The following is a 26298-nucleotide window of genomic DNA, read 5'->3' as shown; positions in this document are numbered from 1 at the left end:
AACCGGCCCACCCCAGAACGGAGTGGGCCGGTTCCGCGGCGTCCGCCGTCCGGCGGCGGGCGGCGGGCGGCGGGCGGCGGGCGGCGGGCGGCGGGCGGCGGGCGGCGGGCGACTCGGGAGCTCAGCCGCTGCCGAGGGCGTGCGCGAGCGCGGCCCGCGAGGTGATGCCGAGCTTCGGGAAGATTTTGTAGAGGTGCGCCCCGACCGTCCGGGGCGACAGCTGGAGCTGCTGCCCGATCTCCCGGTTGGTCAGGCCGGTCGCGGCCAGTCGGGCGATCCGCAGCTCCTGGCCGGTGAGGCCGCCGGGCTCCGCGGCCGGGCCGCCCGGCGGCAGCGCCACCTGGTCTCCCGCGGCCCGGAGCTCCTCCTCGCAGTACCGCGTCCACGGGTCGGCCCGGAGGCGCCGGAACACGTGCTGCGCCACCCGAAGCACCCCCCGGGCCCCGGCCCGGTGGCGCCGCCGGAGCCACGAACCGTGGGCGAGCCGCAGCCGGGCGAGCTCGAACGCCCAACGCTCCGCCCCCGGCACGGCGTACGCGGTCCGGTAGGCCTCCTCGGCCTCGTCGTCCTCGGCGGCCAGCGCGACCGCGGCCGCGAACAGGAAGGCGTGCCGGTCGGAGATCTCCGCGGAGCGGGCCGCGCGCGCCGCCGCCAGGTGGGCCCGGGCCTCGTCCCGCCGGCCGGTGTGCACGGCCGCCGTCACCAGGTCGAGGACCAGCGCGTGGTACCAGGGCGGGCCCGCGGGCAGCAGTCCGGGCGGGGTGAGCCCGCAGAAGTGCCCGTACGCCTCCTCGTAGCGCCGGTGGGCGAGCGCGGCCAGCCCGCGCAGGTGGGTCAGCCGGTCGAGGACGTACCGCAGCCGGGCCCGGGTGGCGACGGGCCGGACGACCTCGTCGACCGCCCTCAGCCCGGCCTCGTCGCCGCGCCCGGCCAGGAAGTGGGCATGGTACTGGCGGAACATCAACGCATTGGTGTGGTAGCCCAGTTCGTCCGCGATCTCGGCCTCGCGCAGGCTGACGGCGGCCTGGTCCCAGTGCCCGAGCAGATAGTCCTGGTGGGCCTTGGCCTTCGCCACCGAGCCCTGGGTGGCGTAGCCGTGCAGCCCGGCGACGCGCTGCCAGAGGTCGCTCTCGGGGCAGTCGAGCGCCGACGCCGTCCACAGCACGAGCCAGGCGGCACCGGCCTCCTGTTCCTCCGTCATCGCCTCGGCCGCCCGCCGCAGGGCGGCGGCCGCGTCCGGCCCCGGGTCGGTCCAGGCCCGCAGGCAGAGCCGCCCCACCTCCGGGACGCCGTCCCGGTGCCGTTCCAGGGCGCGCCAGATCCGGGGGTCGTCGGTGTAGCCGGCGGCCAGCAGCAGCTTGAAGAAGACCTGCTCCGTGAGGCCGCCGAAGGTGTCGGCGCCCGGCTCGGTCAACGCGTCGAGGGCCGCGGGCAGCAGCGTGGCGGAGGACTCGAAGTCGACGTGGTGGCTCTGGTCGGCGTAGACCACCGCGTACCCGAACAGCGGGGCGACGTCCGGGGGCACCGTACTGGTCCGCAACTCCTCCACCAGGGCCGCGGCGTGCCGCAGTTGACCACCGCGGGCCGCCATCACCGCGGCCCAGGTGAGCCGGCGGGCGCGGTCGCAGGAGCCGGGGCTGAGGCCGGCGCCGCGTTCGAGCAGGAGCGCGCCCTCCGCGTCGCCCCCGCGCCCGGCCAGCTCGCGCCCGGCCCGTTCCAGGCGGCGTGCCAGGTCCTCGTCCGGGAGCCAGGCGGCCGAGGCCTCGTGGCTCAGCCGCCGGGGGTCGTCGGGCGCGAGCACCGCGGCGAGGGTGCGGTGGGCCGCCCGGCGCTCGGCGTCCGAGGCCGCCGAGACCACCGCCGCGCGCACCAGGGGGTGCCGGAAGGCCAGTTGCCCGGCCTCGTCGAGCCGGGCCAGACCGTCCGCCTCGATCCGTGCCAGGGTCTCCCGCGCGCCGTCGTCCGCGACCGCGCGCAGCCACGCGGCCCCGCCGAACTCCGGTCCGGTGGCCAGCGCGCCCAGCAGCAGCAGGCGTCCGACCTCCGGCGTCATCGTCTCCAGCCGGTCCGTGAACAGCCGCTCCAGCTTCCGCCCCAGCGGCAGCGGTTCCGGCAGCGGCGCGAGTCCCCGCTGCTGCGCGGACGCCAGCTGGCGCGGCAGCTCCACCAGCGCCAGCGCGTTGCCGGCCGCCTCGGCGAGGACCCGCTCCCGGGTGGTCGCCGCGAGGTCGGGGTGGTGGGCGCCCAGCAGCAGCGCGGCGTCGACGGGAGGCAGCGCCCGCAGGTCGAGGGCCTCGGCCGACCAGGTCTCGGCCGACCAGGTCCGGTCGGCCGGGCCGTCCGGCCGCCCGGCCCCGACGATCACCAGCGGCAGGTCGGCGCTGCGCCGGTGCAGGAACGCGAAGACCGTCGCGCTCGACGAGTCGATCCAGTGCAGGTCGTCCAGGACGAGCAGCACCGGGGCCGTCCGCACCGCCTCGTCGAGCAGCGTGAGCGCGGCGGCACCGACGGCGAATCCGGTCGGCGTGCCGGACCGCACGCCCAACGCGCTCTCCAGCGCCTCGCGCTGGTGCGCCGAGAGGGCGCCGGACCGCCGCAGCAGCGGCCAGAACACCTGGTGGAGCGCGCCGAAGGCGAGGTCCGTCTCCGCCTCCGTGCCGACCGCCCGCAGCACGGTGAACCCGCGCTCGCGCGCCGCCCGCTCGACCCAGCCGAGCAGCGTGCTCTTGCCGACCCCGGCCTCGCCCCGCAGCAGCACCGTGGAACCGCTCCGGCCGTCGACCGCCTGCACCAGCGCCGCGGTGAGCACCTCCGTCTCCCGCTGCCGCCCGACCAGGGCCCGGCCCCGCCCACCGTCCGTCACGCACTCCCCCTCAGGTCCGCCCGACCCGTCCGGCGAGCACCCGATGCTACAACCTGTCAGGCCCCCGCAACCGAATCCTCCCTGGTCAGAGCCATGAACGAGCGAGGCCCCACCGGCGCTCCGCCCACAAACGGACGCCGCACCCCTCGGCTCCCCGGTTCGCGTCGGCCCGGGCTCTCGTCGGGCGAGGACGGGGGTCACCCGGTGGCCGCGGGGCGGTACGGCGGACGCCGACTTTCGGTTATCGCGCGCGGCGGCAGCGTTCTCCTGTGCAGCGGGGCCGAATCCCTTCGGCCTCGGACGGCGTCCGTTCCGACGCGCCCGCAACCGGAAGGGCCTGCCCATGACCGCTCCGCCTGCTCGTCCGTTCTCCCGAGGCTGGCTGCTCGCCTCCTGCGTGCCCGTGCTGCTCCTGCTCGGGATGGCCGCGGCCTCGCCCGCCCCGTCGGCCCCGGCCGCCACCCCCGCTCCCCCGCCGGTTGCGGCGGCGGCCACCTCCCCGGGGCCTGCCCGCGGTCTCGCCGCCGAGCAGGACGGCTACCGGCTCTCCGCCGCGACCTGCGGCGTGCCCGCCGGGCGACCGACGGCCTTCCGGTTCACCGTCACCGGCCCGGGCGGTGCCCCGGTCACCGACTTCGCCGTCCACCAGACCGAGAAGCTGCACTTCTACGCGATCCGCAGCGACCTCACCGGCTTCCAGCACCTGCACCCGGAGATGGCCGAGGACGGCACCTGGACCGCCGACCTGGCGGCCCTCACCCCGGGCAGCTGGCGGCTGTACGCCGACTTCATCCCGAACACCGGCGCCCACGCCGCCGAGCTCGTCCTCAGCCGCACCGTCACGGTGCCCGGCCCTGCCGTCCCGGTGCCCCTGCCCACCCCGAGCGACACCACCACGGTCGACGGCTACACCGTCTCCCTGCACGCCCGACCGATGTCCGGCGCACACCAGTTGACGGCGACCGTGAGCCGGGACGGCCGACCGCTGACCGACCTCCAGCCGTACCTGGACGCCTACGCCCACCTCAGCGCCTTCCACGAGGGCGACCAGGCACTGGCCCACCTCCACCCGGCCGACGCGGTCGACGGTGATCACGGCGGGCCGACGCTGACGTTCCACGCCCTGCTCCCCGAGCCGGGCAACTGGCGGGTCTTCCTCCAGTTCCAGGCGGCCGGGCAGCTGCACACCGCCCAGCTCACCCTGCACGTCGACTGAGAACCCGGCCGACCTGTTCCCCCGTCCCGATCCGGAACGCCCCCGGGTCCGCGCGGGATTCCGTCGGTTCCTCAGGCCGGCTGAGGAGCCCTCGCACCGGTCAGCGGGACGGTGGTGTCCGGTCGCCACGGGAGCAGGGCGAGGTCCTGGTCCTGCACGGCGAGGACCAGGGCCGAGTCGGGCAGCGCGCGGCGCAGCTCGCGCAGCAGGGCCCGGGCGGTCGGGCGGTCGAGTCCGGCGGTGGGTTCGTCGAGCAGCAGGATGCGCGGACGCCGCAGGATCGCGCGGGCGACGGTGAGGCGGCGCCGCTGTCCTTGGGACAGGGCGCGGCCGCCGGGGCCGACCGGGGTGTCCAGGCGCAGGCCGTCGAGGCCGACCGCTGCCAGGGCGGCGCGCAGTTGCCCTCGGTCGGCGTGGGGCGCGGCCAGGCACAGGTTGGCCGAGACGGTCGTGTCGGCGAGCCAGTCGTCGGCCTCGACCAGGGTGAGCACATCGGCGACGGCCTCGGCAGGCAGGTCCGCGACGGGGGCGCCGCCCAGCCGCACCCGGCCGGAGGCGGTCGGCAGCCGTCCGGCCAACTGCCCGAGGAGGGTGGACTTCCCGCTGCCGTTGGGACCGGTGACGACGACCAGGCGGGGGGCTTCGACGGCGAACGAGAGCGGCCGTCCGCCGTCGGCAGTGGGGAGGCCTGCCACGGTGAGCACCGGAGCGCCCCCCGTGGGCGTGGGCTGTCGCCGGTCGGCGGGGGTCGCGGCGAGCGGGCCGAGGCGCGCGGCCGCGTCCTGGGCGGCGGCCAGGTCCTGGAGCAGCTGCGGAAAGCGGTCCAGCAGGTCCCACACCGCCGTGAGCAGCAGCACCTCGCCGACGACGTCGGCCACCGGCTGCGACCAGCCGCCCGCCCGCAGGGCGAGCAGCAGGGCGAGGCCCTGGCCGAGGGCGGCCAGCAGCCGCAGGCCCAGCCGGCCCGTCCGCTGCTCGGCCGCCGCGGCGGCGGTGGCCGCCTCCTCGCGCTCCAGCGCCGTCGCGACGACGCCTCGGGTCTGCGGCACCGCGTCCAGGCAGCGCAGTTCGTTGAAGGCGGCCCTGGCGGCGATCAGGTCCGTCCGGGCGCCGGTGCGGGCGTCGGCGGCGCTCGCGAGGTGGCGTCGGGCCCGGCGGCCGGTGCGGACCGCCCACCAGGTGCCGCCCGCGAACACCGCGAGCTCGGCCGCGCCGAGCAGCGGGCTCGCCCCCAGCAGCAGCGCCTCCACCAGTACCGCGGTGACGGCGCAGCCGGCGAGTGGCGCGACGACCTGGGCGGGCAGCCCGGCCACCGTCTCCGCATCGGTGGTCAGGCGGGCCAGCAGTGCCCCGTCGCGTCGGGCCCGGAGTTCGCGCGCGCTCAGGTCGCCCGCGCCCCGGACCAGGCGGCCGCGCAGCGTCACGGTCGTGGCGAGGACGACCCGGTGGCTGACCAGCCGTTCCAGGTAGCGCAGCGAGGTGCGCAGCAGGGCCAGGGCACGGACACCTCCCGACGGGTACATCCACGACCAGGTGGTGTCGGCCAGCAGCGTCACCAGCGCACAGGTCGTCAGGAACCAGCCGGACAGGCCCAGCAGCGCCGCCGCGCTCACCTCGGCCGCCGCGGCCAGCGCGATGCCGACGGCCAGGTCGCGGCGGGGAACCGCACGGCGCAGCAGGGTCCAGGCGTTCATCGGGCCCTCCCCCGGTCGAGGCGGATCGTGCGGTCCGCGAGGGGGAGCAGCGCGGGGCTGTGGGTGGCGAGCAGTACGGTCCGGCCGCGGGTCAGCGTGCGCAGGGCCGTCAGCACGCGGGCCTCCGCCACCGGGTCGAGGTGGGCGGTGGGCTCGTCGAGGCAGAGCAGCGGGGCGTCCCGGAGCAGGGCCCGTACCAGCGAGAGCTGCTGGGACTGGCCGGAGGAGAGCCCGCTGCCGCGCTCGCCGAGCGGAGTGTCGAGTCCGCCCGGCAGGTCGTCGAGCACGTCGCCGAAGCCGAGCGCGCGGAAGGCGTCGGCGAGTTCCGCGTCGGTGACCCCGGGGCGGGCGAGCAGCAGGTTGTCCCGGACGGTGCCGGGCAGCAGGTGCGCGGGCTGGCCGACCCAGGCGACGGACGCGGGTGAGGGCGGGTGGAGCGTGCCCTCCCACGCGTGGGCGACGGTTCCGGCGGTGGGCTCGGCCAGGCCTGCGGCGACGGCGAGCAGGGTCGACTTGCCCGCGCCGCTGGGGCCGGTGACGGCGAGGAGGGTGCCGGGGGCGAGGTGGAGGGTCACGTCGTCCAGTGCCGGGTCTTCACGGTCGGGGTGACGGACCGTCGCACGGTCCAGCCGTACGCCGATGGCGCCGCCGGTGCGGCGGGCCGGCACGGGCGGGTCCGGATCCGCAGCGCCGCCGGCGAGGACCCCGTCGATCAGCTCGGCTGCGGCCCGGGCCTCGGCGCGGGCGTGGTAGCCGTACGCCAGGGCGCGCGCGGGGGCGAAGTAGGCGGGGGTGAGGACCAGCACGAAGAGCGCGGTGTCCAGGTCCATCCTGCTTGGTACCAGCGGCAGTTGGAGGTAGTCGAGGAGTGCCAGGCCGCAGTAGGTCGCGACCACGGCGAGGGTGCCGGTGATCAGCAGTTCGATCCAGGCGGTGGAGAGGAAGGCGACCCGTAGCACCGCCTGGGTGCGGCGCGCCAGCTCCTCGTCGTCCTCGCGCAGCGTGCTCGCGGCGGTGTCCCGGGCGCCCAGTCCGATCAGGGTGGGCAGGCCGCGCAGCTGGTCGAGCAGGCGTGCGCCGTGGCGGCGCACCGCCGTGAGCTGCGCGTGCACGGCGACCTGCGTGCCCAGGCCGATGACCTTCAGGTTGGCGGGCAGCAACGGGGTGGCGGCGACCAGGATCAGGGCCACGAACCAGCTGCGGACCGCGATGGCGGCGAGGGTCAGGCCGCTGCCCAGGAGCATCGTGGTCCGGGCCGGGACGTATTCGGTGAGCCACTCGGTGAGCCGGGCGACCTCGCCGGTCAGGGACTCGGCGAGGGCGGCGTCGTCGACACCGGCGCGGGCGGGCCCGTGCGCGGGCAGGGCCGCGGCGAGCAGCCGCTCGCGCAGGGCCGTACGCACCCGGCGGGCGCCGCGGGCGGCGGCCGCGTCGGCGGCGGACAGCAGCACGGACCGGAGCGCGAGGCCGGCCGGCACCAGCCCGGCACCGACCAGGACCTCCGCCATGACGCCCCCGCCGGGCCGGCCGGTGAGCCCGCGCTGGGCGGCTCAGGCCAGGCCCGCCGCCCAGAGCACGGTGCCCAGCGGGGCCAGCCCGCGCAGCAGTCCGGCCCGGCGCAACTCCCCGCGTCCGGGCCCGGACCAGGCGTGCAGGCGGGCCGACACCTCGTCGTCCCGGCTCCCCGCGCGCTCGTCACCGAGCCCGGCCAGCAGGGCGGCCGAGGCGCTCATGCGCCGGCCCGGGTCGCGTCCGGGTCACCCGGACCGGTCGGAGCCGCCGGGTCGACGGGGTCGAGGTCGAAGACCCCGTCCCGCTGGTCCCGCCGGTCGCCCCACAGCCAGGCGACCAGGGCCGCCGTCGAGAGCAGGGCGATGCCGACGGGGTCGATCCAGTCGGCGACCCCGCCGAAGACGTCCTGGGACACGGCCGCCAGCCCGACGCCCAGCACGGTGAGCAGTACGCGCCGGAGGACGACCATGACGCCGCCCGGCTCGGGCCGGACCGGGCGGCCCCCTCCCGTCCGCACCCGTAGCGGGGCGAGGGGCTCCTCCGGGGTCTGCGTGAACTTGCCGCGGAAGGCCCACCAGGCGTACGCGTTGTACGCGAGCACCACCGGCATGCAGAGCCCCACGCCGACCACCAGGAAGGCCTGCGAGTCGGCCGGGCTGGACGCCTGGTGGAGCGTCAGTCCGGGCGGGACGACCACCGGGGCGGTCGCGGCCGCCAGCGCGAGCAGGCCGCAGGCCTGGGCCGTGACCACACCCGCGAAGGGCCGCCAGTCCGGCCGCCGTCCGAAGCCGTGCCAGGCCACCGCGCCCGCGGCCGCCGCCCCGGCGACGGCGGTCCAGAACAGCGCCGCGCGCAGCGGCTCGTCGAACCGGAACTCCTGCGGATCGGCGGCCTCCAGGCCGAACCCGAGGACCAGCGCGGCCACGGCGGTGGCCGCCAGCAGCGGGCGCCCGGCCCGCCCCGCCTGCTCGCGGGCGGCGCCCTCGGTCTTGTCCTGCAGCCAGGCGGCGCCGGCCACCAGGTAGAGCGCCACCAGGCCGAGTGCGCACAGCACGCCGTAGGAGGTCAGCCAGTCGAAGGCGCCGCCGCTGAACGACCCGTCCCGTTGCTCCAGTCCGGTCAGCACACCACCGAGCACCAGGCCCTGGCAGAGGGTCGCGGCGAGGGAGGAGGCGCCGAAGAGGAGGGCCCAGCCGCGCCGGTAGCCGGCGGCGGCGCTCTGGAACTCCAGGCCCATGCCGCGCAGGATGATCGCCAGGAGCATGCCGATCAGCGGCAGGTAGACCCCGGGCAGCACGGTCGCGTACACCCCGGGCAGCCCGGCCCACAGGGCGACGCCGGCCAGCACGAGCCAGCTCTCGTTGGCGTCCCAGGCGGTGGCGATCAGCTCGCCGTACTCCCGCCGGTCCTTCCCCTTGGCGAACAGGCTGAGCATGCCGACGCCCAGGTCGTAGCCGTCCAGGACGACGTACATGCCGAGCGAGAGCAGGACGAGCGCGTAGGTGGCGTACTCAAGCAACGGGGGTCTCCGTTCCGGGGGCGGTCACCGCGGCGGAGTCCGCGGGCAGGTCCGGGCCGGCCTTGACCGTGCGGACGATGTAGCGGATCCAGACGGCCAGCAGGGCCGCGTAGAGGAGCACGAAGGCGGCCAGGGTGGTGGCGGCCTGCGCGGTGGTCAGGTGCGACAGCGCGTCGGCCGTGCGCAGCTTGCCGTAGACCACCCAGGGCTGCCGCCCGGTCTCGGCGGTGATCCACCCGCCGGTGATGGCGATGACGCCGGCCGGTGTCATCCAGACCATCCAGCGCAGGAAGCGGCGGGAGTCGAACAGCCGCCTGCGCAGGCGCAGCACCAGTCCCGCGAGGGCGGTGGCGAACATGGCCAGGGCGGTGAAGTACATGGCGTGGAAGCCGTAGAAGGCGCTCCACATGTTGGGCCGCTGGTCGGGCGGGGTCTCCAGCAGACCGGGCACCGGGGCCTCCCCGGTGAGGTCGTGGCCGATCACCGCGCCCAGGTGGGGGACGGTGACGCGCAGGTCGTTGGTGCCCCGGTCGGTGTCGGGGACGACGACCAGGTTGTACCCGTTGTTGTCGGTGCGCCAGTTCCCCTCGAAAGCCTGGAGTTTCGCGGGCTGGTGCTGCGCCATGAAGATGGCGGTGGCGTCGCCGATGTACAGCTGCACCGGCATCAGGACGGCGAGCACGCCGAGGGCGATGGACAGGCAGCGGCGCGCGAACGGCAGGGCCGCCCGGCGCTGCTTGACCAGGTACCAGGCGGAGATGCCGCCGACGAACCAGCTCGCGCTGATCAGCACGGCCAGCAGCATGTGCGGGAAGCGGTAGGTGAAGGCCGGGTTGAGCAGGATCTCGGTCCAGTCGCTCGGACGGAACTGGCCGGCCGTCTCGGTGTACCCGACCGGATCCTGCATCCAGCTGTTGGCGGACATGATCCAGGTGGTGGACAGCAGGGTGCCGAAGGCCACCATCCAGGAGGCGAAGGCCATCGTCCGGGGGCGGACCCGGCCTTCGCCGTAGAGCATGACGCCGATGAAGCCGGCCTCCAGGAAGAAGGCCGTGATGACCTCCATGCCGATGGTGACCCCGATGACCGGTCCGACGGCATGGGCGAAGACGCCCCAGTTGAGGCCGAACTCGAAGGTCATCACGGTGCCCGCGACGACACCGAGGCCGAAGCCGACCGCGAAGATCTTCTTCCAGAAGCGGAAGATCTGCTGGTAGAGCGGGTTGCCGGTGCGCACGTAGGCGGTCTGCACGACGGCGAGCAGCACGGAGAGGCCGACCGTGAGGGCCGGGAAGGACATGTGGAAGATCGCCGTGATGGCGAACTGCCACCTGGACAGGTCTACGGCGGCCGGTGGGGCCATGAGGTCTCCGGAGGGTACGCGGAACGGGCGGGTGCGGGGGAGGCAGGGGCGCGCGGTCATCCGCGGGCGGGTGCGGCTGCCTCCCGGCGAACCTAGGCGGCCCGCGGTGCCCCCGATGCCTTCGCAGCGCATCGTCGGTTGCCTCGCAGCGCACAGCGCGTCCCTCGGACAACTGCGAACCGAGGTGCCGCCGGGCACGACGGAACGCCGAGGACACTCCGTGCCTGCTGGGGACGGTGCCGAGCACGCAGAGAACACGCCGACGCGGTCGGGATGCCTAGCGTCGTCCAGGAGCCGGACCTGCTCACCACAGGGCTTCCGGCGAATGACCATCAGATGGTGTGAGGGAACGGGCGAAGAGATGAGCGGAACCGACGAGTTCGACCTCGTGGTGCTGGGCGCCGGTCCGACCGGGGAGAACCTCGCGGACCGCGCGCGGGCCGGCGGGCTGAGCGTGGCGATCGTCGAACGCGAGCTCGTGGGCGGCGAGTGCTCGTACTGGGCGTGCATGCCGAGCAAGGCGCTGCTCCGGCCGCCGGCCGCGCTGCGGGAGGCGCAGCGGCTGCCCGGTGCGAGGGCCGCTGTCACCGGCGGGCCGGACGCCGACGCGGTACTGCGGCGCCGGGACGACTTCGCCTCGCTGTGGCGGGACGACGGCCAGGTGGCCTGGCTGGACTCCGCCGGGATCACCCTGGTCCGCGGGCACGGCCGGCTGGACGGCGAACGGCGGGTGGTGGTGGACCTCCCCGGCTCCGGCCGCCGCACCCTGACCGCACGTCACGCCGTGGCCGTCTGCACCGGCACCGGTGCCGCCCTGCCCGACCTGCCGGGCATCGAGCACACGGGTGTGTGGACCAGTCGCGAGGGGACCAGCGCACCCGAGGCCCCCGGCCGGCTGGCCGTCGTCGGCGGCGGCGCGGTCGCCGTGGAACTGGCCACGGCCTGGAGTGCGCTGGGCAGCCGGGTGACCCTGCTGGTCCGGGGCGGGGCCCTCCTCCCCCGACTGGAACCCTTCGCCGGCCGGCTGGTGGCCGAGGCGCTCCGGGAGTCCGGGGTCGAGCTGCGCTTCGGGGTGTCGGTGGCCGGCCTGGCCCGGGACGGCGGGGTCGTCCTGGACCTCGGCGAGCACGGTGAACTGCGGGCCGACGAGGTGCTGTTCGCCACCGGGAGGCGGCCCGCGACCGGCGACCTGGGACTGGAGACGGTCGGACTGGAGCCCGGGGACTGGATCGAGGTGGACGACACCGGACTGGCCGTGGGCGTGACCGGCGGCTGGCTCTACGCGGCCGGCGACGTCAACCACCGCGCCCTGCTGACCCATCAGGGCAAGTACCAGGGACGGGTCTTCGGCGCCGTGATCGCCGACCGGGCGTCCGGGCGTGGGCTCGACCTGCTGCCCTGGGGGCGCAGCGTCGCGACCGCCGACCACGCGGCCGTGCCCCACGTGGTCTTCACGGACCCGGAGGTCGCCTCGGTCGGGCCCACCCTCGCCGAAGCAGCCGCGGCCGGCCGGCGCGTGCGGGCCGTCGACTACCGGATCGGCGACGTCGCGGGGGCCGCGCTGTACGCCGACGGGTACCGCGGGCAGGCCAGGGTCGTGGTCGACCTGGACCGCGAGACCGTGGTGGGGGCGACCTTCGTCGGGTCCGGGGTCGCGGAACTGCTCCACTCGGCGACCGTCGCCGTCGCCGGGGAGGTGCCGATAGGTCGGCTCTGGCACGCCGTCCCCGCCTACCCGACCATCAGCGAGGTCTGGCTGCGCCTGCTGGAGGCCTACCGCGGCTGAGCGGGGCCGGACAATCAGGCGTGGGCGGGGCCCGTCCTGGGGAACGGGCCCCGCCCGCTGCTCACGCCGCGGGCCCGGGGGTGACGACGAGGTGCTCGGCGAGGAACCAGACCTGGGCCTCGCCGGTGCGGATGACCTGCGAGACCAGGAGGTCCTGGGTGCCGTCGTCGCCGAGCCGCGCGGTGCGGGTGGCCGCGTCGCGGGCCTCCGCGAGGATGGCCTCGTGGGCGTCGAGGAGCCGCGAGAGCATCGCCGGTGCGTCCTCGACGCCGTCCGGCGGGCGCGGTACGCCGGTGATCTCGGCGGCGTGGCGGGGGTCGCCCACCGCGACGCCGCCCAGGCTCTGCACCCGCTCGGCCAGCTCGTCGACCAGGGCCAGCTGCTCCTGGGCGTGCTTGTCGAGAAGCAGGTGCAGCTGGTAGAAGGTCGGGCCGCGCATGCCCCAGTGGTGCTTCTTGTACAGCGCGTACAGGAACTGGGTGTCGGCGAGGACGCGGTTGAGCCGCTGGCACGAGTAGAGCCGGGCGTCGTGGGAGAGCGCGATCGGCAGCTGGGTGACGGTGCCGAAGGCCTGGATCTCGGGGGTGTGCTGGTGGAGGCGCGGCTGGCTGGTCACGGTGGTTCTCCCGGTCAGTGGGTGACGGTGCGGACGGCGGTGCGGATCAGGTCGGCGACCGGCTCGGGGTGGGCGAGCATGACCAGGTGCGAGGAGCCGACCTCGACGGTGGTCATCCCGGCCCGCCGGTAGCCGAACCGCTCGACCTCGGGGTTGATGGTCCGGTCGGCGGAGGAGACGAGCCCCCAGGACGGCTTGCTCCGCCACGCGGCGACCGGCGCGGCCTCGCCGAAGGCCGCGGCGGCGAGCGGGCGTTGCGAGACCGCGAGGACCCGGGCGAGTGCCGGGTCGACGTCGGCGGCGAAGATCGCCGGGAAGCGGTCGACCTCGACCGAGACGTCGGTGCCCCCGCCGTCCGCACCCTCCAGCGGGAAGGGCGTGTACACCAGCGCCGAGGCGAGCTCGGAGTCGGGGAAACGGCCCTGCAGCTCGCCCAGGCTCTCCCCCTCCTCCAGGGCGTAACCGGCCAGGTACACCAGTGCCTTGACGTTCTCCTCGGCGCCGGCGACGGTGATCACGGCGCCCCCGTAGGAGTGTCCGACCAGCACAACGGGGCCGGGGATGCCCCGGACCACCGACGCGATGTAGGCGGCGTCGCCGAGCAGGCTGCGGTTGGGCACGGCCGGTGCCACCACCTCCAGTCCGTCGGCGAGCAGTTCGGGGACGACCCGGGCGAAGCTGGAGGCGTCGGCGAAGGCGCCGTGCACCAGCACGACGGTCGGGGTGTCGTGATTCGTCATTCCTGAGTCCTTGTTCCCGGGCCCCTGTTCCTGGGCCCTCTCGGTTGCGCGCTGCTGGTGGTCATCAGGCTAGGAACACGTAAGCGGGGCGCCTGTCCTGAGCGCGCACGCCCTCCTGCCGGTCCGCGCACCCCTCGCCGCTCCGGGGCCGAGGTCGTGGCCGGTGCCGTCCCCTCAGACGCCCGCGGCGGGGTGCTGGTCGGCCGGACCGGCGCCGCCGAGCTGCCAGTCGCGGGGCGTCATGCCGTACGCGGCGCGGAAGGCGCGGCTGAAATGGCTGGAGTTGGCGAAGCCCCAGCGCCTCGCGACGCCCGCCACACCCAGCTCCCCGGCCATCGGGCGCAGCAGGTCCCGGCGGCAGCGCTCCAGCCGCTGGGTCCGGATCCACCCGCCGACCGTGACCCCCTCGGGCTGGAACAGTTTGTGGAGGAAGCGGACCGACATGAAGTTCGCCGCCGCGATCCCGGCCGGTGACAGGTCCGGGTCGTAGAGGTTCCGCACGATGTGGGCCTTGACGCGCTCCAATGAGGCCGCGTTGCGCGGAGTCCGCGCCCGGGCGCGTTCGAGCCGCTCGTCGACGAGCTGGGCCACCAGGTCGAGCGCGGTGGCCGCCGCCCGGCGGCCGGCGGCTTCCTCCAACCCGCCTGCCTCGCGCGCCATTTGGGCGAGATAGGTCGCCACCAGCGCGGCGATGCCCTCGCTGCCGGTGAAGGCCGTCGCGGTCAGTGCCCGCAGGTCCCGCTCCGGCACGTCCAGGTCGGCGCGGGGGAACTGGAAGGAGGTGAAGGCGAATCCGCCGTCGAGCTTCTTGCGGAACAGGTGGGACGAATCGGTGAGGGAGAACTCGCCCGGCCTGATCAGCGCCTCCCGGCCGTCCTGCTCCTTGATCGCGCTGCCCCGCTCCTGGAGGCTGACGATGAGGGACCGCCGGTCGTCCTTGGCGATCAGGTGCTTGCCGCGCGACACCACCTGCGGCCCCGCCTGGACGCGGGAGATCCGCACCGGGCCGAGCTGGCGGCTGACGATCGTTCCGGGGGACGGCTCCTCCTCCAGCAGGTTCACCGCCATCGGCACGAAGGCACGGGACACCGCCTCGTGCCAGCACTCCGCGCGGTCGGCGGCGGACAGGGACGTGGTGGAGAGTTCGGTGGGCACGGGGTTCCTCCCGGATCGATCGGCCGTCGGAGCCGACAGTGCGGTCCCCGCCTCGCGGCCGAACTCGCGGCGGGGTTGGTCCGGGCAGCCCGGCGGCGGACGCCGACGTTAGCCGCCGCACCACGGCGTGGTGCGCTCTGCGCGTATCCGCTGTTGACTCTCCGCGCATCACCGCCCCGGCGGTCACCCCGGCCTCACAGGAACACCGGCCACACCAGGAGCACCGGCCTCAGGGACGGCGGTGCAACGCCACGTGCACGGTGTCGACGGCCTGGATCAGCGCGGCCCTGGCGGTGCCGGTGGGATGGCGCCCGTCGAGGAGGAGGAAGCCGTGCACGGCCCCCTGGTAGCGCGTCGCCACCACCGGGACGCCCGCCGAACGGAGCCTGGCCGCGTAGGCCTCGCCCTCGTCCCGCAGCACGTCGGCCTCGGCGGTGACCACGAGCGCCGGGGGGAGCCCGGCGAGCTGCTCCGGGGTGGCCCGCAGCGGCGCGGCCGTGACCTCCCGCCGTCGGTCCACCTCGGGCAGGTAGTCGTCCCAGAACCGGCGCATGTGGTCGCGGTGCAGGAAGTACCCCGTCGCGAACCGGCGGTAGGACGGGGTGTCGAAGTCCGCGGCGGTCACCGGGCACAGCAGTACCTGGTGCACCAGCCGGACATCCCCGCGCTGCCGGGCGAGCAGCGTCAGCGCCGCCACCAGGTTGCCCCCCGCGGAGTCGCCGACGGCGGCGATCCGGTCTTCCGCCAGGCCGACCTCACGGCCGTGCGCGTGGATCCAGCGGGCGACGGCGTAGCACTGCTCGACGGCCACCGGGTAGCGGGCCCCGGGGGCCCGGGCGTAGTCCACGTACACCACGGCGGCGTCGGTCCCCAGCGCGAACTCCCGGACCAGCCGGGCGTAGGCGGCGGCGTCGCCGAGCGACCAGCCGAGGCCGGGCAGGAACAGCACGACGGGGCTCGGCTCGGGGGCACCGACGGGTCTGGTCACCTGGACGTGCACCCGCCCGGTGGGTCCGCAGGGCAGGGCGAGCCGTTCCGTGGTGGTGCCGTACGGATCGTCCGGATCCCCGCCCGTCGCCTCCCCACCGACCGGCGCGCCGACGTCCCTCGCCTCGTCCCGCGCCTCGTCCGGGGCCAGGAGGGAGAGGTCCGGGAGCTCCGTCGCCGCCTGTCCGGCGGAGGTGTCCAGAAACTCCTGGAGCGCCCGGTCGAGCACCGGTCGTCGGAGGTGCGCGGGGGTGGTGTCGGACAACTCTTCGCTCCTGGCGTGATCGGACGGGCACGGGGTCGCGTGCCGGGCACCTGGTGGCCGCCGGGCGAGGTGCCGGCCGCGCCTCCCCTCGCCACGCGCACGCCGCCCGACCGTACGACCGCAGCGGCGGCCGTAGTGGCCTGTCCGTGCACGGATCCCGGCCGCGCCGGGCAGGTCCTCAGCCGGTGTCGGCGGTCCGGAGCGCGCGCCACTCGCGCGGTGAGACGCCGTAAGCGGCCCGGAAGGCCCGGCTGAAATGCGCCGGGTTGACGAAGCCCCAGCGTTGGGCGACCGCCGACACCGTCGGCGCGGTGCGACCCCGGCGGCCGAGCTCCCGGGCGCACGCGTCCAGCCGGCGCCGTTGGATGAGCCGGCTCACCGTCACGCCCTCGCCCTCGAACAGCCGGTGCAGGTACCGCACGGAGATGTGGTGGGCCCGTGCGATCGTCTCGGGCGACAGTTCCGTGTCGGCCAGGTTCCGGTCGATGTGCTCCCGCACCCGGCGCACCAGGTGCTCGTTCGGAGCGCCGGGCACCTCGGCCGTGTGCACGGCGGCCAGCTGGGCGACGAGCGTGCTCAGCATGTCGGCGACACTGCCGGGCAGCCGGTCACCGACCGGGGCCGGATAGGAGTGCGCGAACGCGGCAAGGGCGTTGAGGAAGGGCACCAGCACGGAGCCGTACCCCTCGGCCGGGGTGACGGCCGTTCCCGCCACCTGCCGCAGCTCGTGCTCCGGCACGCCCAGCGACCGGCGCGGCAGGTGGAAGAGATGGGTGCGGAAACCCTCCGGGTAGTCGACGGAGTACGGCCGCGCCGTGTCGTACAGCACGAACCCGCCCTCGGACACCTCCGCCCGCCGCCCGTCCTGCTCCAGCACGGCCCGCCCCGACACCTGCACCCCGACCCCGACCTGCGGCTCCGTCAGCGGGGCCCGGGCGATCAGCGCCGCCGTCCGGGAGACCCGCGCCGCGCCGGCCTCCAGCGTCGAGATCCGGACGTATCCGAGCCGGTGCGACGCGAGCCGGCCCGCGAGCGGCCGCCCGGCGAGCGGGACCACCTCGACCGGCACCAGTGTCCGTGACAGCTCCGCACTCCAGAGCGTCGCCGTCGCGTCCTCCGGAACCGACGCGGTCGTCACCTGCGAACCCACCTGACCGCCCTTTCGCCGAAACCCTGCCGATTCAGCCTGACCTCCGGGCCCGGGGGCCTGTTAAGTCATCTGACTGCCGAGCGGGTGCGGCACGGCGCGGGAGCCGAGCGGGCCGCCGGTCAGGCCGCCGGGACGGGCTGCAGCCGGTAGGCGTCGCCGTGGGCGACGACCCGGCCGGCAGTGGGCGGGGCGAAGTGGGTGCCCAGCAGCAGGGCGTCGGTGCCGGCCAGGGAGGCGAGCAGGGCGCGGCGGGTCGCCTCGGAGCGCTCGGGCTCGATGTCGACGCAGGCGCCGATCGCGGGGTGGGCGAGCTGCACCGGGTGGTGCACGCAGTCGCCGGTGATCAACGCGGTCTCGCCGCGGTCGGCCAGTTCGACGGCGATGTGCCCGGGGGTGTGGCCGGGGGTGGGGACCAGCCGCAGGCCCGGGACGATCTGCACGCCCTCGGCCGGGACGTCGACCAGGTCGAGCTGTCCGGCCCGCTCGACCGGGAGGACGGAGTCGCGGAACATCTGCGCGCGGGCCTCGTCCATGTCGTACCCGGCCCAGAACTCCCGCTCGGCGCGGGCGGTGAGGTAGCGGGCGGCGGGGAAGGTCGGCACCCACGCGCCGTCCTCCCACCGGGTGTTCCAGCCGACGTGGTCGGCGTGCAGGTGGGTGAGGACCACCAGGTCGACGGTCTCCGGCGCGAACCCGGCCGCGGTGAGGCGCTCCAGGTAGTCGGTGCGCAGGTCGTGCCAGGCCGGGTTGGCGCGCTGCTTGCCGTTGCCGATGCCGGTGTCGACCAGCACCCGCAGCCCGTCCACGACGAACGCGAAGCTGTGGCTGTCGAGGTGGAGGACGCCGTCCTGGCCGGCGAAGTCGGGGCGCAGCCAGTCGTGGCCGGCCACCACCTCGGGGGTGGCGTCGGGCAGCAGCCAAGGCCCGGTCGCCGGCGGCAGCGGGACTTCGTCGATGCGGTGGACGGTGAGGTCGCCGACGGTCCAGGAGGGGGCGGTGGCGGGGGTGGCGGTGGCGGGGGTGGCGGAGGGGGTCTGCACGGTCGGTCGTTTCCTTTGCGGTTCGGTGGGCTGTACGTCGGTGGGTGTTCGTCAGCGGTCGGGGTGGGCCGCGGCCGCCCGGCGCCGTGACCCGGCGAGGGCCGCGAGGGCGGCCACGGCGAGCAGGGCGGCGACGGCGGCGTAGGCGTGGGAGGTGGTCCCGAGCCCGTACTGCCGGGTGGCGGCGCCCGCGGCGATGGCGGGCAGGCTCATGGAGAGGTAGCTGAGCACGTAGTACGCGGCGAGGGTCGCGGCGCGGTCCCGTTCGGCGAGCGGGGCGAGGAGCAGGCGCAGGGTCCCCTGGGAGACGGCGCCGAAGGCCGCGCCGGCCAAGGCCGCGCCGCCGTGGACGGCGGGGGCTCCGGCGCCGTGCAGTCCAGCCAGGGCGAGGGGCGCGGCCGGCAGGACGGCGAGGCAGCCGAGGGTGACGGCGGTGCGGGGGTCGGCGCGGCGCAGGGCCCACACGGTGAGGGTCGCGGTGGCGCTGAGGGTGAAGAAGACCATGCCGCGGGCCGCCTGCGGGGCCTCGGGGGCGGCCAGGCGCACCAGGCCCGGACCGAGGGAGGAGTAGAAGCCGCCCAGGGCCCAGACGGCGACGACGGCGGTGCCGGTGGTCAGCAGGGTGCGGCGCGCCGCGGGCGGGAGGGCGAGTCGCGGGCGCAGCGACCGCAGCGCGCCCGGGTGGCGGCGGGCCGTCTCGGCGGTGAAGGCGACGGCGATCGCCTGGGCCGCGAACAGCGCCGCCAGCAGCAGGTAGACGGTGGTGGTGGGGGCCGGGGCGAAGCGGACGAGGAGGGTGGAGCCGAGGACGCCCGCCGCCATGCCGGCGACCGGGGCGATGGTGTTGGTCAGGGCGGAGCGTCCGGGGTGCCGGGGGTCGGCCAGGTCGAGGAGGGCCGCGCCGGCGGCGCTGGTGGCCACGCCGGTCGCCGCTCCTTGCAGGAGGCGGGCCGCGGTCAGGGTGCCGGCGCCGTCCGCCGAGGCCAGGAGCAGCATCGAGGCGGCCTCCGCGAGGAGTGCGCCGGCCAGTACGGGGCGCCGTCCCAGGTGGTCGGAGAGCGCACCGGTGGTGAGCAGGGCCGACAGCAGGGCCAGGGAGTACGCGGCGAACACGACTGTGACGGCGAGCGCGGAGAGGCCCCAGCGGTCCTGGTAGACGGGGTACAGCGGGGTCGGGGCGCTGGAGGCGGCCAGCAGGGCCGCCAGGACCGACGCGTCGAGGGCGAAGGTCGCCGCGCGGTTCCTCCGGTGGGCGGAGGCGCGCGCCACCGGGCCGGTCAGACGGCCGGTCGGACGGCCGGTCAGGGGGCCTGACAGAAGGCCGGACATGGGACTCCCTCCCGTAAAAGCAATGTGTTTGCGTTAAGTGACGATAGAACCTACAGTCGCACTAACGCAAGCCGTTAGCTTTTAGCTTCTCGGCGGGGCGCTCCGCCGTTCCCGCCCAACCGGAAGAGGGATCCTCCAATGTCCTCGCCCGCCCTCACCCCGCCCGAGGCCGCCCGCTGGGCCACCCTGGCCGGACTCCCGCTGCCCGACGACCGCCACGCCGAGGTCGCGGCCACCGCCGAGCACATCCGCTCCGTCGTCGCCGTCCTGCGCGAACTGGACTTCGGCGACACCCCGCCCGGCAGCGCCTACCGCGCGACGCAGGAGCACGCGGGCCACCAGGAGCCGGAGCAGGAGCCGGAGCAGGAGAAGAAGGAGAAGGAGAAGGAGAAGAAGGAGAAGAACGATGCAGCCGCATGAGCTGACCCTCGCCGAGGCCGCCGAGCAGATCCGGGAGCGGCGACTGTCCCCCGTCGAACTGGTCGACTCCGTCCTCGACCGCATCGAGCGGGTGGAGCCGCAGCTCGGGGCCTATGTCACGGTCACCGGGGAGCAGGCCCGCGCCGCGGCCCGCGAGGCCGAGCGGGAGATCGCCCGGGGCCGGTACCGGGGGCCGCTGCACGGCGTCCCGGTCGGCCTCAAGGACCTGATCGACGTCGCCGGCCTGCCGACCACGGCCAGCTCCCGGGTCCGCGCCGACCACCGCGCGAGCGCCGACAGTACGGTCACCGCCCGACTGCGGGCCGCCAGCGCCGTCCTGGTCGGCAAGACCCACACCCACGAGTTCGCCTACGGCCTGACCACCCCGCAGACCGGCAACGCCTGGGACGCCTCCCGGGTCGCCGGCGGCTCCAGCGGCGGGTCCGCCGTCGCGGTGGCGGCCGGGGCGGCGACCTTCGCGCTCGGCACCGACACCGGCGGCTCGATCCGGGTGCCCGCCGCGCTCAACGGCGTGGTCGGCCTCAAGCCGACGTACGGCCTGGTCCCCCGGCACGGCGTCACCTCGCTGTCCTGGTCCCTGGACCACGTCGGGCCGATCACCCGCACCGTCGAGGACGCCGCCCTCGTCCTGACCGCCCTCGCCGGGCACGACCCGCGCGACCCCGCCTCGCTGGACACCCCCGCCGTCGACCACCGGCCGCAGCGGGCCCTCGACCGGGCCGCGGACCTGACGGGCGTGCGCGTCGGCGTGCCGACCAACCACTACTTCGACCACGTCGACCCGGAGGTGGCGGATGCCGTCCACCGGGCCGTCGGCCACCTGGCGGAGCTCGGCGCCCGGCCCGTCGAGGTCGACATCCCGCTGACCCGCTACCTCCAGGCCACCCAGTGGGGCCTGATGGTGCCGGAAGCCACCGCCTACCACGCGCGCACCCTGCGCACCGTCCCCGAGCTGTACGGGGCGGACGTGCGGGTCCTGCTGGAGGCCGGCGAGCTGCTCGGCGCCGGCGACTACCTGCGCGCCCAACGCGCCCGGACCCTGATGCGCGGCGAGTGGGCCCGCGTCCTGGAGGAGGTCGACGTGATCGCCGCCCCGACCGTCCCGATGACCGCGGCCCGGGTCGGCCAGGCCACCGTCACCTGGCCCGACGGCACGATCGAGGGCGTCTCCGACGCCTACGTCCGCCTCTCCGCCCCGGCGAACATCACCGGGGTGCCCGCCCTGTCCGTCCCGGCCGACCACGACACGGCGGGCCTGCCCATCGGCCTCCAACTGCTCGGACACCCCCTCGACGAGCGGACCCTGCTGCGGGTGGGCCACGCCTACGAGCGGACGCGGCCGGACCGGGCACAGCCCGCCCGGGCACTCGCGAGCCGGGCCGACCTGCCGAGCGAGCCCCGCTGACCGGGCGTTTCGTCCCTGACTTCTGGGTTCTGGCACAGATCTTGGGGAGCGGTCGCGGAACGTCACCTTGGTGTTCGATTGCGAGGGGCTGGGTCGCGTGAGACCGCGTACGCCTGGCTGCCCGGCAGCCGGAAGTGACGCTCCATCACCTCCTTTGTGGTATCTGCCGTGGTCGGCCGGTGGCGGTGATCGTGCTGGTCATGCAGACCACTGCATCGTTCTGGGACTCGCTCGTGTTCGACGGGATCGACGACTTGGACGTCGAGGCGGTGACCGCCTTGTTCGGTACGGTCGAGGTGGTGGCGCGGGGCCGGGGTGCCGGGGTGCCGGGGTGCCGGGGTGCCGGGGTGCCGGGGTGCCGGGGTGCCGGGGCGGAGTGTCCGGACTGTGGCCGCTTCTCGGACCCGGTGCACGACCGATATCGCCGCAGATTGAAGGATCTTCCGCTCGCTGAGCAGGGCTTCGTGATCCGGTTGGTGGTCCGGCGTTTCATCTGTGGGGCGGCGGACTGTCCGCGTCGGACGTTTGCTGAGCGGTTCTCGCGGCTGGCTGCCCCGTACGCACGGTTCACCACCCGGCTCAACCATGCCCTGGAGCGCGAGGGCTCGCGCTCGCCGGTCGGGCCGGCGCCCGGCTGGCAGCCCAGCTGGGCTTCGGCGCGGGAAGGATGACCTTGTTGCGCAGGGTCATGGCATTGCCCGATCCCGCGTTCAGCACGCCGCGTGTGGGCGTGGACGATTTCGCGATCCGTCGTGGCCAGACCTACTCCACCGTCTTGACCAGCGTCGAAGACCACCGCGTGGTCGATGTGCTCCCGACACGTGAGGCCGGGCCGCTGGCTGCGTGGCTGGTCCGTCACCCCGGCGTGGAGATCATCTGCCGGACCGGGGGGGGCGCCTCCGCCGAAGGCGCACGGCGCGGTACCCCTGACGCTCTGCAGGTCGCTGACCGGTTCCCTCTGTGGCAGGGCCTCGGCCGGGCCGTGGAGACCTGCGTCGCCGCCCACCGCGACTGCCTGCGCAACCCATCGCCCAGCAGCATGCTGCCGGAGGCCACCGGACTTGCTTCCGGTCGACCGCAGGACGACTCGGAGCCCGTCGGCCGACGTGCCGAGAGAAACAAGGCGGCACATGCCCAGGTTCACGAGCTCCTGGCTCAAGGCCACTCACGCCGGGCGATCGCCCGACACTTGGGCTGGGGCCTCAACACCGTCCTCCGGCACGCGAACGCCGCACGCTGGCAGGACACCATCCGCGACACCGCCCCCGGCCCAGCAGACTGGACCCCTACAAGCCCTACCTGGAGCGACGCTTCGCCGCGGGATGCACCAGCGTCACCCACCTCCACAGTGAACTCGTTGCCGACAACGCGCCCGTCACCTACCAGATGGACCGCTCCCGCATCACCACCCTCCGCGGGGCTCCGGCCGGCGCGCCGCCGCGACCGCCGACGGTGCGGCAGGTGACCGGCTGGCTCACCCGACACCCCTCGACCCTGAACGAGGAGGACCGGGCCGGCCTGAAGGAGGTCCTGGCCCGCTACCCCGAACTGGACAAGGCCGCCGGACACGTCCGCGACTTCGGCGAGATCCTCACCGACCGCCTCGGCTCCACACTCCCCACCTGGATCGACGCAGTCGACGCCAGCCAGCTACCGGGCCTCACCGGCTTCGCACTCCACCTGCTCCGAGACCTCGACGCCGTGACAGCAGGGCTCACTCTCGACTGGAGCTCCGGCAGCATCGAGGGCGCCGTCAACCGCATCAAGAAGATCAAGCGGCAGCTCTACGGTCGCGCCGGCTTCGAGCTGCTCCGCAAGATGATCCTTCTCCAGTAACACTTCGCGATGTTCCCCAAGAGCCGCGCGAGAACCGGACAGCAGGAACCCCTGCCGCGGCGGGCATATAGCCAGTGCATGCAGGTACCCAGCCGTGGCAGGATGACCTCATGTTGATCCGAAAGGGCGATGCCGCGTAGGCGTCCCAAGGCCGTCCGTGCAGAGCGGTGGCGGCCACGATGGCAGTATCCGGTCCTGAGGGTCCCTGGTGTCTCCGCGCGGACTCGTGCTGCGATCCGCCGGGTCGAGGACCAGGAGATGTGGCCCAACGCGGTCGCCAAGGCAATCTGGCGTTTCGAGTGGGCGCTTAAGCAGCCCGGACGCTACCTGGACGCCTCCGCGTTTGATTCGCCGGGGGTGGGAGATGCCCGTGATGACCTGGAGTGGGCGATGCTGCACCTGCCGCCCGGAGCCAAACGGGACTTGGGCCGATTGATCGCGCGTATCGATGAGGAATTCGAGCGCCGCACCTTGCCGGAGCCCAACTACAGTGAGTGGGCGATGACGCGCTGGTGGTGGACCAGAATGCGTGAACGCTGACGGTCTCCAGGGTCGTGGCCCTCCCTGCAATCGAACGAACCTGTCACCTTCCGCGGCCGCTCCCCAAGATCTGTGCCAGAACCGAGTTCTGAGGTCAGGTTCCATGCCAGGTGGGGGTGGCTTCGCTGGTGAGTCAGCGGGTCATGAGGTTGATCATCGCCACGTGGACCATGGCTTCGGAACGGGCGGGGGAGGGCTTCGTGGTCTCGGGCCAGGCGGCGGTGGTTCATGAGCCAGCCGAAGGTGCGTTTCTGTGGAATCCACGATGTCACGTGGGCGGTGTGGGTTCTGTCAGTGGGATCGGCTTGGATGAGGCACATGTCTGTCCATGAAGTAACCCGTCAGCTGCCGGAGATCTCTACCGTTCGGGATCGCTCCCGCGCCATGGCCGTCCTGGACGCCATCCTGAGCCCGGACTGGGAGTCCCGGTTCTCCTCGTTCGACTCCCGGTGGTCGCCGACCGAGGAGATGGCCTCGATGCGTGACGGGTGCGGTAACGACTACTCGATCGTCTTCTCGCCGGCGGGCGCGTATGCCCGTGGCTTCGATCATGAGTCGCCGATGAGTCCGTATCGGGTCACGCCCCCGGTCCCGTGGCCCGGGTTGTTCGACGGGGTGCCGGCGGCATTTCTCCACCACGTTGCGGAGCCTGCGTTCAGCGAAGAGGACGGGACACCGCGGGCAACCGTGTGCTTCTGGCGTGAACAGGCAGGCTCCGCGTGGAGGGCCGGGGCCATCGAGCCCCTGCCGGCGGGGGTGGAGGACGGCGGCAGCGCGGAATGGTTGTTCGACGTTCTGACCGATGGCCGTCCCGAGGCATATCAACAGTTCGCGGAGGAGTACTACGAGGTCGCGGTCGACATCGAGGCCGTTCGTCACGTCTATGCGCTGCGACCTCTCACCCAGAGCGTCGTATCCGCACTGAACCCGGATGTCGACCTCGCCGATCTCGACGATGATCTGACGCAGATCGGATATCCCGTCCCGGGGCCGGAAACGGGCCCCGGGACCTCGTGATCACGTTCGGGCAGGCCCGTGCCTCACCTCGACGACGGACAGCAGGGCCGCCGTGGCTGGCACGCCGATCTGACGCGGAACCTGACCTCCGAACCTCGGGACGAAAACTCCCTGGACCGCCCGACCCGCCTCGGCCAAGATCCTCACGTGACCACCTACCTCGAGTCCGAGCGCCTGATCCTCCGCCCCTTCGCCGCCGCCGATGCGGACCTGCTGATCGAGCTGGACAGCGACCCGGCGGTGATGCGCTACCTGAACGGCGGCACTCCAACCCCGCCGGAGGAGGTCCGCGACCTCGCCATCCCCAGCATCCTCGCCGGCTACGAGCGCTGGAATCATGACCTCGGTCTGTTCGCCGCGCACGAGAAGGACAGCGGCGCGTTCGTCGGCTGGTTCTGCCTGCGCCCGCGGCGCAGCGGCCCGCGCGAGGAGGCCGAACTCGGCTATCGGTTGCGCCAGGCGGCCTGGGGCCGGGGCTACGCCACCGAAGTCTCGCAGGCGCTGCTGGTGAAGGGGTTCGGCGAGCTCGGCATCCGCATGGTCTGGGCCGAGACGATGACCGTGAACCGCCCTTCGCGCAACGTCATGGAGAAGCTCGGGATGACGCTCGCGGAGAACATCCCCACGCCGGACTTCATGATGGCGGTCGAGGGTTCCGAGCTCGGCGGTGTGCGGTACGAGATCACGAAGGAGCAGTGGGAGCGGCGGCAGGCGTAGGCGGCGCGAGGCTGGTGCCGGCCCGAAGCATCGTCCGGTGTGCGTCGACCGGGTGCCGGCCACGCTCGCGCACCTGGGACACGCTCTTCCGCACTCGGCCCTGGCTGCGCTGTCAGGAGTGGACCGCTCCATGCTGTCCGCCGCGATCCGGCAAGGCAGTGGCGCAGCGCTAAACCGGCCGCCTCGAATACTTCGCCGAGACCCAAGCCGCCATAGCCGGCCTGGTCTCCGACCGGTCAGCCCGCCGGGCCACCCGCAGGACGAACAAAGAACTCGTCCTCGCCGCCGACGCCCGCCCGACGTCCTGCCGATCGATCCCAGGCGGATTGGGAACTGCTCAGTCACGCAGACCGTGTATCACCCGGGCCGGAACTCTCGCACTCGATTCAAGGCCCCCAATGAGACGTCCGCTAAACGCAAGAACTGTGCTTTAAAGTGGAGTCATGAGCCGCAAGCAGATGGTCCGCCCCGGCGGGCGCAGCGCCCGGGTCCAGGCCGCGGTGCACTCCGCCGTCCGCGAACTCCTAACCGAGGTGGGCCGGGACGCGCTCACCGTCCCCCTGGTTGCCCAGCGCGCCGAGGTCACCCCGTCGACGATCTACCGCCGCTGGGGCGACCTCGCCGAGCTGCTGTCGGACGTCGCCGTGGAACGTCTGCGCCCCGACGGCGCGCCGGCCGACCACGGCGACCTGCGCGCCGACCTCACCGCCTGGGCCGAACAGTTCCTCGACGAGATGGCCTCCCCCTCGGGCCGCGCCTACACCCGCGACGCCCTGCTCGGCGACCCGGACGGCAGCAACGCCGGCCAGTGCTCCGCCTACGCGGCCGAACAGCTCGACGCCGTCCTCACCCGGGCCACCGACCGCGGCGAGCCCGCCCCCGACGTCGAGACGACCATGGACCGGGTCGTCGCCCCCCTGATGTACCGCATCCTCTTCCGCCCGTCCGGCCTCGACGCCACCTACGCCCAGCGCCTGGTGACCGACCTCCTCGACACCCCCGGGGCGGACCGCACCTGACCTGCCGGGGACGGGCCGGGGGGGGGGGGGGCGGGGCCCCCGGGGCGGGGCGGGGGCGCAGCGGCCGGGGGCGCGGGGACCCGAGGTT

The 26298-nt window shown here is 74.3% G+C and carries 24 protein-coding genes and 1 pseudogene; 11 read left to right on the top strand and 14 right to left on the bottom strand.

Annotation, left to right across the window (positions count from 1 at the left end; translation table 11 throughout):
* Positions 1 to 121: 121 nt before the first annotated feature.
* Positions 122 to 2863, bottom strand: coding sequence for a BREX system ATP-binding domain-containing protein (locus ACFXOZ_RS21070; protein WP_380521814.1), 2742 nt, complete (start codon positions 2861 to 2863; stop codon positions 122 to 124).
* 343 nt (positions 2864 to 3206) lie between these two features.
* On the opposite strand from ACFXOZ_RS21070, the gene ACFXOZ_RS21065 reads away from it, so the two are divergent.
* Positions 3207 to 4079: a hypothetical protein gene (locus ACFXOZ_RS21065; protein WP_380591974.1), complete on the top strand. Its 873-nt coding sequence runs from the start codon at positions 3207 to 3209 to the stop codon at positions 4077 to 4079.
* 71 nt (positions 4080 to 4150) lie between these two features.
* Here the strand turns inward: ACFXOZ_RS21065 and ACFXOZ_RS21060 are convergent, their stop codons facing one another.
* Genes ACFXOZ_RS21060 through ACFXOZ_RS21040 form a run of 5 tightly spaced genes read right to left on the bottom strand, consistent with a single transcriptional unit; the run spans position 4151 to position 10167 of the window.
* Entirely contained in the window at positions 4151 to 5773 is a 1623-nt protein-coding gene (locus ACFXOZ_RS21060) for an ATP-binding cassette domain-containing protein (protein ID WP_380521810.1), read from the bottom strand.
* Positions 5770 to 7281 carry an ABC transporter ATP-binding protein/permease gene (locus ACFXOZ_RS21055; protein WP_380591972.1) on the bottom strand — a complete coding sequence of 504 codons (1512 nt, stop codon included), beginning with the start codon at positions 7279 to 7281 and terminating at the stop codon, positions 5770 to 5772. The genes ACFXOZ_RS21060 and ACFXOZ_RS21055 overlap by 4 nt, the downstream gene beginning before the upstream one ends.
* 42 nt (positions 7282 to 7323) lie before the next feature.
* Positions 7324 to 7506 carry a hypothetical protein gene (locus tag ACFXOZ_RS21050; protein WP_380591970.1) on the bottom strand — a complete coding sequence of 61 codons (183 nt, stop codon included), beginning with the start codon at positions 7504 to 7506 and terminating at the stop codon, positions 7324 to 7326.
* Complete coding sequence (locus ACFXOZ_RS21045; protein WP_380591968.1) at positions 7503 to 8804, bottom strand: cytochrome d ubiquinol oxidase subunit II; 1302 nt, start codon at positions 8802 to 8804, stop codon at positions 7503 to 7505. Before ACFXOZ_RS21045 ends, ACFXOZ_RS21050 begins: the two co-directional genes overlap by 4 nt.
* Complete coding sequence (locus tag ACFXOZ_RS21040) at positions 8797 to 10167, bottom strand: cytochrome ubiquinol oxidase subunit I (protein ID WP_380521804.1); 1371 nt, start codon at positions 10165 to 10167, stop codon at positions 8797 to 8799. Before ACFXOZ_RS21040 ends, ACFXOZ_RS21045 begins: the two co-directional genes overlap by 8 nt.
* 361 nt (positions 10168 to 10528) lie before the next feature.
* Between ACFXOZ_RS21040 and ACFXOZ_RS21035 the strand changes: the two genes are divergently transcribed.
* Positions 10529 to 11953, top strand: a complete 1425-nt coding sequence (locus ACFXOZ_RS21035; RefSeq protein ID WP_380591966.1) for a dihydrolipoyl dehydrogenase family protein — start codon at positions 10529 to 10531, stop codon at positions 11951 to 11953.
* Between the two features lie 61 nt (positions 11954 to 12014).
* On the opposite strand, the gene ACFXOZ_RS21030 is transcribed toward ACFXOZ_RS21035, so the two are convergent.
* From ACFXOZ_RS21030 to ACFXOZ_RS21000, 7 genes are all read right to left on the bottom strand, one after another.
* Complete coding sequence (locus tag ACFXOZ_RS21030; protein ID WP_380521801.1) at positions 12015 to 12569, bottom strand: Dps family protein; 555 nt, start codon at positions 12567 to 12569, stop codon at positions 12015 to 12017.
* 14 nt (positions 12570 to 12583) lie between these two features.
* The gene (locus tag ACFXOZ_RS21025) at positions 12584 to 13309 is read right to left on the bottom strand and encodes an alpha/beta fold hydrolase (protein WP_380591964.1); all 726 of its coding nucleotides are present in this window, start codon (positions 13307 to 13309) and stop codon (positions 12584 to 12586) included.
* A 174-nt stretch (positions 13310 to 13483) separates the two neighbouring features.
* Positions 13484 to 14464: a helix-turn-helix domain-containing protein gene (locus ACFXOZ_RS21020; RefSeq protein WP_380591962.1), complete on the bottom strand. Its 981-nt coding sequence runs from the start codon at positions 14462 to 14464 to the stop codon at positions 13484 to 13486.
* 229 nt (positions 14465 to 14693) lie between these two features.
* Positions 14694 to 15716, bottom strand: a complete 1023-nt coding sequence (locus tag ACFXOZ_RS21015) for an alpha/beta hydrolase (RefSeq protein ID WP_380591960.1) — start codon at positions 15714 to 15716, stop codon at positions 14694 to 14696.
* A 178-nt stretch (positions 15717 to 15894) separates the two neighbouring features.
* Positions 15895 to 16854, bottom strand: coding sequence for a helix-turn-helix domain-containing protein (locus ACFXOZ_RS21010; RefSeq protein ID WP_380591958.1), 960 nt, complete (start codon positions 16852 to 16854; stop codon positions 15895 to 15897).
* A gap of 131 nt (positions 16855 to 16985) precedes the next feature.
* Positions 16986 to 17906: an MBL fold metallo-hydrolase gene (locus tag ACFXOZ_RS21005; protein WP_380591956.1), complete on the bottom strand. Its 921-nt coding sequence runs from the start codon at positions 17904 to 17906 to the stop codon at positions 16986 to 16988.
* 51 nt (positions 17907 to 17957) lie between these two features.
* Positions 17958 to 19235, bottom strand: coding sequence for an MFS transporter (locus ACFXOZ_RS21000; protein ID WP_380591954.1), 1278 nt, complete (start codon positions 19233 to 19235; stop codon positions 17958 to 17960).
* Between the two features lie 138 nt (positions 19236 to 19373).
* On the opposite strand from ACFXOZ_RS21000, the gene ACFXOZ_RS20995 reads away from it, so the two are divergent.
* The 6 genes from ACFXOZ_RS20995 to ACFXOZ_RS20970 all read left to right on the top strand — a co-directional run bounded on the left by ACFXOZ_RS20995 (position 19374) and on the right by ACFXOZ_RS20970 (position 23457).
* A complete protein-coding gene (locus ACFXOZ_RS20995; RefSeq protein WP_380591952.1) occupies positions 19374 to 19655 on the top strand; it encodes a hypothetical protein in 282 nt (93 codons plus the stop codon).
* Positions 19642 to 21081 carry an amidase gene (locus ACFXOZ_RS20990; protein ID WP_380591950.1) on the top strand — a complete coding sequence of 480 codons (1440 nt, stop codon included), beginning with the start codon at positions 19642 to 19644 and terminating at the stop codon, positions 21079 to 21081. Before ACFXOZ_RS20995 ends, ACFXOZ_RS20990 begins: the two co-directional genes overlap by 14 nt.
* Positions 21082 to 21260: 179 nt before the next feature.
* Complete coding sequence (locus ACFXOZ_RS20985) at positions 21261 to 21752, top strand: transposase family protein (RefSeq protein ID WP_380591948.1); 492 nt, start codon at positions 21261 to 21263, stop codon at positions 21750 to 21752.
* Complete coding sequence (locus tag ACFXOZ_RS20980; protein ID WP_380591946.1) at positions 21749 to 22546, top strand: transposase; 798 nt, start codon at positions 21749 to 21751, stop codon at positions 22544 to 22546. Before ACFXOZ_RS20985 ends, ACFXOZ_RS20980 begins: the two co-directional genes overlap by 4 nt.
* Complete coding sequence (locus ACFXOZ_RS20975) at positions 22468 to 22917, top strand: transposase (RefSeq protein WP_380521785.1); 450 nt, start codon at positions 22468 to 22470, stop codon at positions 22915 to 22917. The genes ACFXOZ_RS20980 and ACFXOZ_RS20975 overlap by 79 nt, the downstream gene beginning before the upstream one ends.
* A 258-nt stretch (positions 22918 to 23175) precedes the next feature.
* Positions 23176 to 23457, top strand: a complete 282-nt coding sequence (locus ACFXOZ_RS20970; protein WP_375884166.1) for a hypothetical protein — start codon at positions 23176 to 23178, stop codon at positions 23455 to 23457.
* A gap of 133 nt (positions 23458 to 23590) precedes the next feature.
* Here ACFXOZ_RS20970 and ACFXOZ_RS20965 read toward each other — a convergent pair.
* Positions 23591 to 23705, bottom strand: a pseudogene (locus tag ACFXOZ_RS20965) (IS5/IS1182 family transposase); the annotation flags it as partial.
* Positions 23706 to 23841: 136 nt separating this feature from the next.
* Between ACFXOZ_RS20965 and ACFXOZ_RS20960 the strand changes: the two are divergent.
* The 3 genes from ACFXOZ_RS20960 (at position 23842) to ACFXOZ_RS20950 (ending at position 26210) form a co-directional block, all read left to right on the top strand.
* Positions 23842 to 24474, top strand: a complete 633-nt coding sequence (locus ACFXOZ_RS20960) for a hypothetical protein (RefSeq protein ID WP_380591944.1) — start codon at positions 23842 to 23844, stop codon at positions 24472 to 24474.
* Between the two features lie 147 nt (positions 24475 to 24621).
* On the top strand, positions 24622 to 25191 hold the full coding sequence (locus ACFXOZ_RS20955) for a GNAT family N-acetyltransferase (RefSeq protein WP_380521781.1): 570 nt from the start codon (positions 24622 to 24624) through the stop codon (positions 25189 to 25191).
* 443 nt (positions 25192 to 25634) lie between these two features.
* Positions 25635 to 26210 carry a TetR/AcrR family transcriptional regulator gene (locus ACFXOZ_RS20950; RefSeq protein WP_380591942.1) on the top strand — a complete coding sequence of 192 codons (576 nt, stop codon included), beginning with the start codon at positions 25635 to 25637 and terminating at the stop codon, positions 26208 to 26210.
* Positions 26211 to 26298: the final 88 nt, after the last annotated feature.

The sequence above is a fragment of the Kitasatospora sp. NPDC059160 genome (genome assembly GCF_042755465.1).
In the GTDB taxonomy this organism is placed as follows: domain Bacteria; phylum Actinomycetota; class Actinomycetes; order Streptomycetales; family Streptomycetaceae; genus Kitasatospora.
The sequence above is the reverse complement of the archived record's forward strand: the minus strand, read 5'-3'. Positions and strand labels throughout refer to the sequence as shown.